Genomic DNA, 13,014 nt, shown 5'->3' with positions numbered 1-13,014 from the left:
ACATACATACTCTTTTGTGGCTTGGATCGAAAAAAGGACTCCTCAGATGATTAAGTTTAGCGCAACGCTCCTGGCAACGCTGATTGCGGCAAGCGTTCAGGCAGCGACGGTGGATCTCCGCATTCTGGAAACCACCGATCTGCACGGCAACATGATGGACTTCGATTACTACAAAGATACGCCTGTCGAAAAATTCGGACTGGTACGTACGGCAAGTTTGATCAACGCCGCCCGCGGTGAAGTGAAAAACAGCGTGCTGGTCGATAACGGGGACTTAATTCAGGGCAGCCCGCTCAGCGACTACATGGCGGCGAAGGGGCTGAAGAAAGGCGAGATCCATCCTGTTTATAAGGCAATGAATACGCTGGACTATGCCGTCGGCAACCTGGGCAACCACGAATTTAACTACGGCCTGAAATACCTGCACGATGCGCTGGCAGGAGCAAAATTCCCGTACGTTAATGCCAATATCATCGACGTTAAGACGAAAAAGCCGCTCTTTACCCCTTACCTGATTAAAGAGACCGAGGTTGTCGACCAGGATGGTAAAAAACAGACGCTGAAAATCGGCTATATCGGCTTTGTGCCGCCGCAGATCATGACGTGGGATAAAGCCAACCTCGACGGGAAAGTAACCGTCAACGACATTACCGAAACGGCGCGCAAATACGTGCCGGAGATGCGGGCGAAAGGCGCAGATGTGGTGGTCGTTGTGGCCCACTCTGGCCTCTCGGCCGACCCGTATCAGGCGATGGCTGAGAACTCCGTGTATTACCTCAGCCAGGTACCGGGCGTGGATGCGATCCTGTTTGGTCACGCCCACGCCGTCTTCCCGGGCAAAGATTTCGCCAGTATCAAAGGCGCGGACATCGAAAAAGGGACGCTCAACGGTGTGCCATCGGTGATGCCGGGCATGTGGGGCGACCACCTTGGCGTGGTAGATCTGGTGCTGAATAACGACAGCGGGAGCTGGAAAGTCACGCAGTCGAAAGCGGAAGCGCGTCCGATTTATGATGCCGCTGCAAAAAAATCCCTGGCCGAAGAAGATAAAAAGCTGGTCGACGTCCTGAAGCATGACCACGACGCAACGCGTGAATTTGTCAGCAAGCCGATCGGTAAATCGGCTGATAACATGTACAGCTTCCTCGCGCTGGTACAGGATGACCCGACCGTGCAGGTAGTCAACATGGCGCAGAAAGCCTATGCCGAGCACTATATTCAGGGCGATCCGGATCTGGCCAATCTGCCGGTTCTGTCTGCCGCGGCGCCATTCAAAGTGGGCGGGCGTAAGAACGATCCGGCCAGCTACGTTGAGGTGGAAAAAGGCCAGCTGACCTTCCGTAATGCCGCCGATCTCTACCTCTATCCCAACACCCTCGTGGTGGTGAAAGCCACCGGGAAAGAGGTGAAGGAGTGGCTGGAATGCTCTGCCGGACAGTTCAACCAGATCGATCCGCACAGCAGCAAACCGCAGTCGCTGATAAACTGGGACGGTTTCCGCACCTACAACTTCGACGTGATCGACGGCGTGGAATATCAGATTGATGTAACCCAGCCCGCGAAATATGACGGCGAATGTCAGGCCATTAATCCGCAGGCAGAACGCATCAAACACCTGACCTTCAACGGCAAAGCGATTGATCCGAATGCCTCTTTCCTGGTGGTGACCAACAACTACCGCGCCTATGGCGGTAAGTTTGCCGGTACGGGTGACAGCCACATCGCCTTTGCCTCGCCGGATGAGAACCGTTCGGTGCTGGCGGCGTGGATTAGCGCGGAGTCGAAAAAAGCGGGTGAAATTCATCCGGCGGTGGATAACAACTGGCGTCTGGCGCCGATCCACAGCGACACGACGCTGGATATTCGCTTTGAGACATCACCGTCCGATAAAGCAGCCGCGTTTATCAAGGATAAGGCGCAGTATCCGATGAAACAGGTCGCGACGGATGATATTGGGTTCGCGATTTATCAGGTGGATTTGAGCAGGTAGCGATGATTGTGCCGGGTGGCGCTTGCGCTTACCCGGCCTACGGGATCGAGGATTGCGGGTAGGCCGGGTAAGGCGAAGCCGCCACCCGGCATTTCATGCCGCACGATCGTCCCGATTCGCCATCACCTTCGGCGTATTCACCTCAATCCAGTCAGCCAGCGCGGCCACCTTCTCGCTCACCTCCAGCCCCATCGGCGTCAGGCTATATTCCACGTGCGGCGGCACAACCGGATAAGAAACGCGATCGACAAACCCGTCCTGCTCCAGCGCCTGAAGCGACTGGGCCAGCATCTTCTCGCTCACACCGCCCATCTTGCGGCGCAGATCGCTAAAACGATGCGTCCCCTGACGTAACGCCACCAGGATCAGCACGCCCCAGCGGCTGGTAACATGTTTGAGCACTTCCCGTGACGGGCACTGTTCTGCAAAGAGATTGCCATCGCGCATTTGCTCGCTGAGCGTCGGTATCGGTGTTTTCATACTTACCTTTTTGTGCGTACTTACTAAAAGTTAGTTATGGTGATAGTGTGCCACAACACCAGACAAACACGAAGGAGATTCATCATGATCGCGATTACCGGCGCAACCGGCCAGCTTGGCCAACACGTTATTGAAGAACTGCTGAAAACCGTTCCGGCCAGCCAGATCGTGGCTATTGTGCGTAACCCGGCAAAAGCCGACGCCTTAAGCCAGCGGGGAATTGTGGTACGTCAGGCGGACTATACCGACCAGGCCGCGTTCACCACCGCCCTGAACGGCGTGGATAAGCTGCTGCTTATCTCCTCCAGCGAAGTGGGCCAGCGCGCCGTACAGCACCAGAACGTGATAAACGCCGCCAAAGCCGCCGGGGTGAAATTCATCGCCTATACCAGCCTGCTGCATGCGGACAGATCCCCGCTGGGTCTGCACGTTGAGCACGTCGAAACCGAAAATGCACTGGCGGCTTCAGGCGTGCCTTACGCCCTGCTGCGCAACGGCTGGTACACCGAAAACTACCTGGCAAGCGCGCCGCCAGCGCTGGAACACGGCGTATTTATAGGTGCCGCAGGCGAAGGCAAAATTGCCTCTGCGACCCGTGCGGATTACGCGGCGGCTGCGGCAAAAGTGATTTCTGAAGAGGGTCACGCCGGCAAGGTGTATGAACTGGCAGGTGACAATGCCTGGACGCTGAGCGAACTGGCTGCGGAGCTGAGCAAGCAGAGCGGTAAGCCGGTAACGTATCAGAACCTCAGCGAAGCCGATTATGCCGCTGCACTGAAAGGCGTTGGTCTGCCTGCCGGGCTGGCGGAGATGCTGGCGGATTCCGATACCGGTGCGTCCAAAGGCGGCCTGTTTGACGACAGCCGTACCCTGAGCAAACTGATTGGCCGTCCGACCACGCCGCTGGCGGAGAGCATCAAAGCCATTCTGTAATTGTTAAGAATTGGTTATTTTTTGTGGCATCCCTTCGGGTCATCTCGGATAATGAAGCGATGACCCACAAGGAGGCTCACCGTGCAAGGCGTACCGGAACAGTTTACTGATGAGAGAGACAGCGCGCGCTTTCGCCATCTGGCGCAGTTGCCAGGTCTGGAGCTATATCACGCGCATATTGCTGACTACGCCTTTGAGCCTCACACGCATGAAGCCTTCGGTATCGGCACCATCGAAACCGGCGCCGAACGCTTCCGTTACCGCGGAACCCAACACTTAGCCGCTGAAAAATCGGTCGTGACCATGAACCCGGACGAGATCCACACCGGCGAATCCGCCACCGAAGGCGGCTGGCGCTACCGGATGGTCTATATCGAACCCGACCTGCTGGAAGAAGTCACCGGCCTTCGCCACTGGTGGTTTAGCGACGTGACCCGCCACGACCCGCTGCGCTCGCAGCAAATTGGCCAGCTGATTTACGGCCTTTGGCATACGAACGATGCGCTGGCACAAAAAGGGTTGCTGCTGGATCTGATTGAGACGTTCCAGCCGCTGGCCCGTCACGCGCCGGTAGCCCGGGAGGGCGCGCACCGCTTCGAGCGCGTTCGCGACTATCTGCACGACAACTATATGCGCGCGCTCACCCTGGACGAACTGGCGAGCGTCGTGTCGCTCAGCCCGTACCATTTCCAGCGCCAGTTTAAGGCCCATTTTCACGTCACCCCACACCAGATGCTGATGGCCATCCGGCTGTGGCGCGCCAAAGCATTCCTCACCCACGGCATGCCTGCCGCCGAGGTGGCCGCCGCAACGGGGCTGACCGATCAGTCTCACCTGACCCGCGCCTTTACCCGCCGCTACGGCATTACGCCCGTGCGCTACCAGAAGCAGGTTTCGCCGCGCTTAACGGCTCAGGGCTTTATTGCACGTTAAATACTGTGCTTAGATTATTTATCAGTTATTGCAGCGATACACTGTACCGCTTAGCGTGACGTTAGTTTGTTGGCTGGAACCTGAGCCGAAGTAGGCGCTCCCGGTCTGCCCTGCTCGCTGCGTAAGAATAACGACAACGTTACCCCCCATACTGTAAGCCTGGTTTTTTAAATCATTACGTGCGCCAGTCTCAAGATTAGAGTTTGACGTCCATCCACCCGTGAAGAAGTTTCCCTGGCTGCCCGTCACTTCCCCCAGGAATGTACAATTGCCGGTTGGTTCAGTATTAGTAATACGTACCCGTTCAGCGCCCTGGTTCAAGTTATTTGCTGAGCATGCGGTTAACGCCATACTGAATAATACTATCGCTCTTTTTTTCATGTCTTTATTTTATCCCTTTGAAATAAAATGAGTTATCAGGCATTTTTGTTATACACGCGCGATCACTCAAATAGCGTATCAATAATAGAGTAATGTTACATTCAACTCAAGAATTATAATTCCTCATCTAAAGCCGGTCACAAATAAAACCGGTTTTTGCCGGGCTAAATCCTGAGCACGATAATGGTCTTCGCTTTCATTGATTTCTTCATTACTCCTGTTTCCAAAGATCGCGCTTGGGTTTACAAACATTAGTGCAAACACCGCCATTAAGCAGACTAAAAATAGTTTTATCACAATTATTACATTAACGTTCGATCGTAAGACAAACATAATCGCCAGCTCGCTGTGGCTATTAATATGGTGCAGATAAAAAATGAAAAACCATCAAAAACGCTTACCACGCCTGAAATAATCTAGTAGCCTGCTGCCTTATTGGCAGCCTTAATTCTTTTGGATCGCGAGTCTTTCTCATATTTATCTTTCTCCTCTAACACACTTCCAACCGCATCAATCCATGAATTAGCCGTACAGCCGGTAAAAAGCGTTATTGAAAGCAGCAGTAGCGCATTTTTTAAAAAATGTAATTTCATTTGTTTTCCTGTCAACATCGAACTGACTGTATTTTATTTTACCAGCCGAATGGATAACATCAGCGTTGGCGACAATGTACGTAGGAAAAGTCCCACAATCCTGCGTGGAGAGTTGCGTGTTACGGAAATCAGTCAGTGACGATAAAAAGAGGAAAAACCTTACACGTGAAAGCGAAAAGGGACACTGTAGATTCAATCTGTCAATGCAACACCCCTTTCAATTATCTCTTTCGGTGTTTTGAACTTCAGTGTCTTTCTCGGTCTGTTGTTTAGCTGAGCAGCAACCAGATCTAGTTCATGTTGAGTATATTGGGCAAGACATGTCTTTTTAGGAAAGTACTGCCGAATTAGCCCATTTGTGTTCTCATTTGTTCCCCGCTGCCAAGGACTCTGAGGATCGCAGAAGTAAACTTTAACGCCGGTGCTGACAGTAAATTCTAGATGTCTGGCCAGTTCCATTCCTCTGTCCCATGTCAGTGATTTTCTGAGTTCTGACGGTAAACTCAGGAATTTGTCGGTAAGAGCCTGATTTACTGAGACAGAATCTTTGCCCCTGAGTCTAAGGATGATCGTATAACGTGATTTTCGGTCTACAAGTGTGGCTATATGAGAGTTTTTTGTACCTGAGACTAAATCGCCCTCCCAATGCCCCAGAGAGCGTCTGTTATCGATATTTCGGGAACGTTCGTGAATTGGTGTTCCGTTCACTATGTTAATCGTACCTCTTTCGCCTTTGCGGGTATGACGCCTGCCATGGCGAAGGCTATGCGACCGTCGCAGATGCTGTATATTCAGGTGGTGTAGCGCTTCACGGCTACGAAAGTACAGCGTTTTATAAATTGTCTCAGGTGATATTCGCAGCGTTTTTTGACGTGGTTTTGTTCGCCTTAACCATCCTGATATTTGCTCTGGAGACCATTTCATCTCCAGCTTTTCCAGAACAAGCTTTCGCAATGGTAAATTTTGATCCAGTAAGCACGGTTTTGGCCTTTTCGCCATTCTGTTGGCTCGGTTATTAGCATCAACAGCTTTGTAATAGCGTCTGCCCCGATTACGCTGAACTTCACGTGAGATCGTCGAAGGACTGCGATTCAGCGCAGTAGCTATCGCACGAATGCTCATTTTGGCTGACAAACCAGCTCGTATCTCCTCGCGCTCAGACAGTGTCAGGTGAGCTACAGCCCGCTTACGCTCATGGGGTTTTATGCCGCCAGTATCCCTTAACATAGTGAAGATCGTTCCGGGTTTTGAACCCAGGATATTCGCTATTTCACTGAAGCCTGTTCCGTTCTTCCATAGTTCAAAAACAGAGGCTTTTTCCTCTGCTGTAAATGTTCGTCTCATTCAAAAAACCTCCGCAACCCCATGTTTTCACATAACTGTTGCGTTGACCAATTGAATCTACAACCTCGTTCTGTAGTAAAAATGGCTATACTGAGCGTTAAGTAGCAAGTAAACAGAACGATTTAACAACCTATTATTCAACACGTTATATACATTTTACGCATTCAGGTTGTTTTGGTGAAGCCTGATTTGAAATGAACTGACTGCACGGGTTCAACCTACAGCCAGTTTGTCGCCGCACCAGTGGAATGAACCAGGCTAATGCGTTAACATCAGAATAATGCATCGCTTGCCGATTATATTAAGGGTTAGTATGAAAACCGCACTTGTTGTAGACGATCATCCTTCAGTCCGCATGGCATTGAAAATGACATTAGAAAAGATAGGCTTCACTCATGTGGATGAATGTGATAACGGTGCGCAGGCTATAAACCAGATAAAAAAAGGGAAATACAATATCGTCATACTGGATATTGGTATTCCTAACATGGATGGGATGTCGGTTATCGCGGCGGTGCGAAAAGCAGAGATTAATACAAAAATCCTAGTGTTCACCTCACAGTCAGCGGAACTCTATGCCAGCAGATGCATGATGTCCGGCGTGTCTGGATTTTTGACAAAGAATGAGGGTATGGAAGATGTTTCAGCGGCGATCAAAGCCATCAATTCTGGTTTTACATTTTTTCCAAATATAAGCTATGCCAACAATTTTACATCAAGAAAATCATCCTCACTGACAAACCGCGAGCTAGAGGTACTGCGTAAAATCATTGCTGGAATGAAAAATATTGAAATAGCAGACAGCATGTGCCTGAGCAGCAAAACAATCAGTACCTATAAAACCCGGATAATGACAAAAATGGGCGTTACGACACTGGTTGATTTGATCGAGATTGCTAAAAGAGAAAAGATTGAATGAAGCGATGGGTTCACTTTAAGCTGCTGCTTATTTTATTGCCATTGTACGCCTGTGCGGAACCACTGAGCGACAAATCTCTGTCTCTGGAACTTTACCCCGATACAACCATCCAGCGTTTTTATAAGCAATCTCTGAAGGTGGGTGTTTACAGACCCGATTATCCGCCTTTCGATATCGTTATTAATGGCGAATACCTTGATGGGATCAATGCCGACATACTGCGGACAATCCGTAATAATTCGGATATCCATTTCTCTGTCACCCTTTTCGATAACGCTGTCGCTGCTTTTGACGCGCTGGCAGAAGGGTCTATTGATGCGATCACGACCACTGGTCCGGTAACTGAAACGAAAAAATCCAGGTATTCTTATCTCCCGGTTATTCCAACGAATAAAATAGTTGAAATCGCACCCGCGGAAAATAAACTCGATACAAAAGATTACGAGACGATTGCCATCGTTGATCGGTTTATTTCTGATGAGTTTATAAAAGAGCGCTATCCTGAAGCAAAAATAAACCGCTACGATTCCGTACTGAATGCGCTTGCCTCTGTCGCCCTCCATAAAAACGATATCTATGTGGGTGATGCAATAAGTGCTGGTTATTTTTATAACAATAGCGTTTTCAACACCCTTCACGTCAGTCGCCAGCTTAATACCATTGACCAGGCAGAAGGAAAAGTATACTTCGCAATACGTAACTCTGATATAAAAACCAGACAAATCATAGAATCCGGGCTACAAAAGATATCCCAGTCAGATCTGTCAGAATTCATAAGGGGCTGGGATAAATCCAGTGATTTTATCACGCCGGGTTCACCACAATATCTCACCGAAAAGGAAGCCCGGTGGTTACAAGGTAAAAAGCAGTTTTATGTTCAGCTGCCAACAACCGCGCAACCTTTTTCAGAGTATGCTAACGGTACGTTTACTGGCATCATCCCTGATGTATTTAGTCTCATTGGCAAAATGCTTAACGTCACGTTTGCATTTTTGCCAGAAAACCCGTCATCAAAGAACATTAACCCTGATGAGATCGTTGGCTTTGCCAGCTCCGTATACAACACCGATACGCGATATCGGTTTACCCGAAGCTTCATTCAGTTTCCTCTTGTTTTCGTTACTCGTCACGGTGAGAGCCTAAAAAAAGTGCCTACACGCGCTCGCCGGATCGCGACTTTTATGGATGTTAATCATCTCGAGGGTTATGATCTCACTTCGCATACCGTTGTGCCTGTATCTTCGACGGCAGCTGCCTATGATTTATTAGGCAGTAACAAAGTCGATGCCGTACTTGATAATTTTGTCTCCGCTAATTATTACACACACACGCATCAATATTCCCTGGCCATAGACGATATAGTTGATGGAAATTTTGCCAAACTTTCCCTGGGCATTTCCGCGCACAATGAAATTTTGTATGAAATAATCAATAAATCATTAAAGAACCTCGCCGGATCTGAACTCGACGATATCACCACGAAATGGACCGCCGCGCCCTCAAAAACAAGTTTCATCGAAGCAAACAAAACCGCCATTCTCTACACGGTAATAGTCCTTCTCCTGCTGGGCATGATTTCCACCGGCTGGGCGCTTGTCCTTCGAAAGCACGTTCGACATGCACAGCGGACCCAGAGAAAACTGGACGATCAGCTGGCTTTGACAAACGCGCTTATCAACGGCACGCCGAATCCCCTGTATGTTCGTAATAAAGATGCAGAGCTCATATCGTTTAATGAGGCCTATACGGAAGCTTTAAAAGATTTCCATATCGAACAGGAATACGCTTTTAGTCAGGCTGAGTATGAAAATACAACGGCCTCACATCTTTCGTCTCTTGAAACATACCGCCAGGATTTCTTCAGCGTGTTACGGGATAAGGTATCAATATCGAAAGACCGGGCAATTACATTCAGCGATGGGCGCCCTGATGCCGTGATATATCACTGGATGGTGCCATTCCTGGATGCCGAAGGCCGCGTAAATGGCGTTATTGGCGGCTGGATTGACATCACGTCGAGAATCGAAATGGAAGAGAGCCTAAGAGCAGCCAGGAAGGAATCTGAAAGGGCGAATGTAGCAAAATCCACTTTTCTTGCCACCATGAGCCATGAAATTAGAACGCCTCTGAATGCCATTATCGGTATGCTGGAGCTTGGAACAAAAAAACTCCACGATGGAATCATAGACAGTACCGCATTCGACGTCGCCTATTCTTCGTCAAACGTACTACAGGAACTTATTGGTAATATCCTTGATATTTCCATGATTGAATCTGAAAAACTGGTTATTCATTATACAGAAATGGAGCTCAGAAAAACCATTGAACAGATTATCTCCTTATTCAGGCCTGGCGCGTTCAACAACGGTATCGAGCTTGTACTCCTATATCCAGCAAAGCTCGACGACATCATTGTGACAACAGATGAGCTTCGGTTCAGACAGGTTGTCAGCAATATCATCAGTAATGCCATCAAATTCACGAATGAAGGCGAAGTGCGTGTCGCAGTAGAATGCGTTAATTCTCAAGTCACAGACGTCGCCCTGCTGCAAATTGCCATAACGGATACGGGCTGCGGTATATCGCCTGAAGGGCAACAGACATTATTCCGACCTTTTTCCCAGGCTGATATTAACGGCTATTCTCATCAGTCAGGCTCCGGGCTTGGACTCCTCATCTCTCGCCGGCTTTGTGAAGCTTTGGGTGGAGGCATACAACTTCATAGTCAACCGGGCGTGGGAACCAGAGTCGACATTACGTTAAAAGTGGGCGTAAGCCAACAGAAGAGCAAGCGTGCTGCGGCAGAGGTTATAGATATCCAGCGTCAAAACAGCTCAGCCACCGTTCTTGTCGTTGATGATTTTTACCCAAATCTCATGCTGTTAAATAAGCAGCTGTCATACCTTGGCTACGTCGTGATCGAATGTAGCGATCCTCGTGACGCATATGCTCAGTGGAGAAGCACCGGTGCCGAGATTATTATCACTGACTGTAATATGCCGTATATCTCAGGAATTGAGCTGACAAAATTAATCCGTAAGGAAAACAGCGATACTGTAATTATCGGCCTGACGGCTGATGCCCGCGATGAACAAAGAGGAGCCTGTCTTCAGGCCGGGATGACGGAATGCCTCTTTAAACCCGTTTCGCTCAAAACCCTATCCCTCGCATTAAGCAAATTTGCCAGCGCTATCCAGCCCGCCACAAACGCATGCGCAAAAGCGGAAGATCGGGTCGACCAGCATGTATTTAACTCCTGCTTAGCGCATCTCGACGTCACCATCAGCGATTTGCACGACGCTATCAGCGCGGAAGATTTCTTGCAGATCGCCGAACTTGCTCACCTGATGAAAGGCGGTTTTTATCTTCTGAAGAACGATTCGCTGGCTGACTTATGTACTGAACTGGAAGAAGCCGCAGACAGGAAAACCATCAGCCTCTGCCTTCAGCTTGCGCTACGTCTTGAAGATGCGGTAAGCGATCTCTCGTCATGAACCTTGAGCCTAACCAAGCGCTAATGTTTGGCTTTGACTGAGTATCAGACGCGCTTTTAGATATAATTCCTGACGGCTGTGCGTCCCGATCCGGTCCGACAGTAAAGCGCGCTGACAATAAAGCGTTTTTACCGAGCGAAAGAGCCGTCTGGCCTCAAGAGGAAGTGGGATATCTTTTTCCAGCATTTGCATGGTTCGGTTATCACATCGAGTGAGCAGAGGCAGAACGTTGTCCGAAGCGTGCGAGGCGTAACCGGCAATCCAGCGTCTGATTATTTCAGCCACCGCATAAATGCTGGTATCTGGAGTAATGAACAGTGTTCGTTCATATCCGCTGGTCCCTGACAGCATTCGGAAGCAAGAGTCAGTACAGAAAACAATACGAGGGATCTTCCCTTCCATTGCCGCATCCTCCTTCATCCGCCATACGAACACCTGTGGCAGCGTCATTCCGACAAAGACCTGCACCTGGATCTCTGGCATGGTAATAATGTCTGGCGAAATAATATTCCTGAAAAGCACCACCAGCGCGGAACAAAATACATTATTGGCTCCGCTGATAGAAATACGGGAACGCCCTGTCAGCATCACCTGTTCGGACCATATGACTTCCTGCATCTTCTTTCCTGTAAAATAGGCCGATCGTTCTCATCGTCCCACGTCGTTGATTGCAGGATATGAAAACCGACGTTATGCCGTGGTCGTAAAAATCCGTCGACTATAGTAATGACACCGTCCTTCGAAGCCTGTAGGTCTTATAGGTATGTCTTGTAGGATTAAACTGAAACCACGGAAAAAGTATCCTGGCGGCTGACGCTTTGGCCCCATGTCTTTACGTTCCCTGAGCGCTAATGCGCAACCTCATACAATACGCGTGCATCTGTGCCTCCTACACTGGCTACAACATGTATTACTGTGGACGAAAAGATGATTAGCGGCGTGTTGTATGCCCTGCTTGCAGGGTTGATGTGGGGGCTGATTTTCGTCGGCCCGCTGATTGTGCCGGAGTACCCGGCAATATTGCAGTCGACCGGACGCTATCTGGCGCTGGGGCTTATTGCCGTGCCGCTGGCATGGCTGGGGCGTGCGCGTCTGCGCCAGCTGAGTTGCCAGGACTGGCTCACCGCGCTGTGGCTGACCATGATGGGTAATCTTATCTACTACGTCTGCCTGGCGAGCGCCATTCAGCGTACCGGTGCGCCGGTGTCGACCATGATTATCGGCACGCTGCCGGTGGTCATTCCGGTTTTCGCAAACCTGCTTTATAGCCAGCGAGACGGGAAACTGGCGTGGTCAAAGATGGTGCCTGCGCTGGTCTGCATCGCCGTGGGGCTGGTGTGCGTGAATATTGCCGAGCTACGCCACGGCCTCGAAAACTTCAGCTTGTGGCGTTACGGTTCTGGGATCTTTCTGGCGGTTATTTCGGTTGTCTGCTGGGCCTGGTATGCCCTGCGCAACGCACGCTGGCTGCGGGAAAACCCGGATAAGCATCCGATGATGTGGGCGACGGCGCAGGCTCTGGTCACGCTTCCTGTCTCGTTGCTGGGCTATGTGGGTGCATGTATCTGGCTGGGTAGCCAGCATCCGGATTTCGCCCTGCCCTTCGGACCGCGCCCGTGGGTATTCGTCGGGTTAATGGTCGCCATTGCCGTGCTCTGTTCGTGGGTTGGCGCGCTGTGCTGGAACATTGCCAGCCAGAAGCTGCCGACGGTGATACTGGGGCCGCTGATTGTCTTTGAAACGCTGGCCGGGCTGCTCTATACCTTCCTGATGCGCCAGAGCGTGCCGCCGCTGCTAACGGCCTGCGGGATCGCGCTGCTGGTCGTTGGGGTGGTGATTGCGGTGAGAGCGAAGCCGGAAAAACCGATGGTCGTTCCGGCATCGGAGGGGTGAGCTTTTCGACCAGCGGCGCTTAGCTTGCAGGGCCTACAAAACCGTAGGCCGGGT

Annotated in this window: 11 protein-coding genes; 6 read left to right on the top strand and 5 right to left on the bottom strand. The window is 50.3% G+C overall.

What is annotated here, in order from left to right:
- The first annotated feature begins 46 nt into the window (after positions 1-46).
- Positions 47-1,990: a bifunctional 2',3'-cyclic-nucleotide 2'-phosphodiesterase/3'-nucleotidase gene (locus L350_RS10170; RefSeq protein WP_022646847.1), complete on the top strand. Its 1,944-nt coding sequence runs from the start codon at positions 47-49 to the stop codon at positions 1,988-1,990.
- A gap of 93 nt (positions 1,991-2,083) precedes the next feature.
- On the opposite strand, the gene L350_RS10175 is transcribed toward L350_RS10170, so the two are convergent.
- Complete coding sequence (locus L350_RS10175; RefSeq protein WP_032625213.1) at positions 2,084-2,470, bottom strand: winged helix-turn-helix transcriptional regulator; 387 nt, start codon at positions 2,468-2,470, stop codon at positions 2,084-2,086.
- 84 nt (positions 2,471-2,554) lie between these two features.
- Between L350_RS10175 and L350_RS10180 the strand changes: the two genes are divergently transcribed.
- Both L350_RS10180 and L350_RS10185 read left to right on the top strand, forming a co-directional pair.
- Positions 2,555-3,403: an SDR family oxidoreductase gene (locus L350_RS10180; protein WP_023299152.1), complete on the top strand. Its 849-nt coding sequence runs from the start codon at positions 2,555-2,557 to the stop codon at positions 3,401-3,403.
- Positions 3,404-3,484: 81 nt separating this feature from the next.
- A complete protein-coding gene (locus L350_RS10185) occupies positions 3,485-4,336 on the top strand; it encodes an AraC family transcriptional regulator (protein WP_023305311.1) in 852 nt (283 codons plus the stop codon).
- A gap of 21 nt (positions 4,337-4,357) precedes the next feature.
- Here L350_RS10185 and L350_RS23310 read toward each other — a convergent pair whose 3' ends face one another.
- The 3 genes from L350_RS23310 to L350_RS10190 all read right to left on the bottom strand — a co-directional run bounded on the left by L350_RS23310 (position 4,358) and on the right by L350_RS10190 (position 6,654).
- Positions 4,358-4,717: a DUF4156 domain-containing protein gene (locus L350_RS23310; RefSeq protein WP_023305310.1), complete on the bottom strand. Its 360-nt coding sequence runs from the start codon at positions 4,715-4,717 to the stop codon at positions 4,358-4,360.
- 416 nt (positions 4,718-5,133) lie between these two features.
- On the bottom strand, positions 5,134-5,310 hold the full coding sequence (locus L350_RS24470; protein WP_023305308.1) for a hypothetical protein: 177 nt from the start codon (positions 5,308-5,310) through the stop codon (positions 5,134-5,136).
- A 192-nt stretch (positions 5,311-5,502) separates the two neighbouring features.
- Positions 5,503-6,654, bottom strand: a complete 1,152-nt coding sequence (locus tag L350_RS10190; RefSeq protein ID WP_001254932.1) for an IS30-like element IS30 family transposase — start codon at positions 6,652-6,654, stop codon at positions 5,503-5,505.
- A 313-nt stretch (positions 6,655-6,967) separates the two neighbouring features.
- Here L350_RS10190 and L350_RS10195 point away from each other — a divergent pair, with 313 nt between their 5' ends.
- Together L350_RS10195 and L350_RS10200 are read left to right on the top strand one after the other, a co-directional pair.
- Positions 6,968-7,573: a response regulator transcription factor gene (locus L350_RS10195; RefSeq protein WP_023305307.1), complete on the top strand. Its 606-nt coding sequence runs from the start codon at positions 6,968-6,970 to the stop codon at positions 7,571-7,573.
- Entirely contained in the window at positions 7,570-11,067 is a 3,498-nt protein-coding gene (locus tag L350_RS10200; protein WP_032625210.1) for an ATP-binding protein, read from the top strand. Before L350_RS10195 ends, L350_RS10200 begins: the two co-directional genes overlap by 4 nt.
- Positions 11,068-11,076: 9 nt before the next feature.
- Here the strand turns inward: L350_RS10200 and L350_RS10205 are convergent, their stop codons facing one another.
- Complete coding sequence (locus tag L350_RS10205) at positions 11,077-11,685, bottom strand: hypothetical protein (protein WP_023305305.1); 609 nt, start codon at positions 11,683-11,685, stop codon at positions 11,077-11,079.
- A gap of 309 nt (positions 11,686-11,994) precedes the next feature.
- On the opposite strand from L350_RS10205, the gene L350_RS10210 reads away from it, so the two are divergent.
- A complete protein-coding gene (locus L350_RS10210; protein WP_032625208.1) occupies positions 11,995-12,960 on the top strand; it encodes a DMT family transporter in 966 nt (321 codons plus the stop codon).
- Positions 12,961-13,014 lie beyond the last annotated feature (54 nt).

It is taken from the genome of Enterobacter sp. MGH 4 (genome assembly GCF_000534735.1).
In the GTDB taxonomy this organism is placed as follows: domain Bacteria; phylum Pseudomonadota; class Gammaproteobacteria; order Enterobacterales; family Enterobacteriaceae; genus Enterobacter; species Enterobacter intestinihominis.
This window is presented reverse-complemented; position numbering and strand designations above follow the sequence as displayed.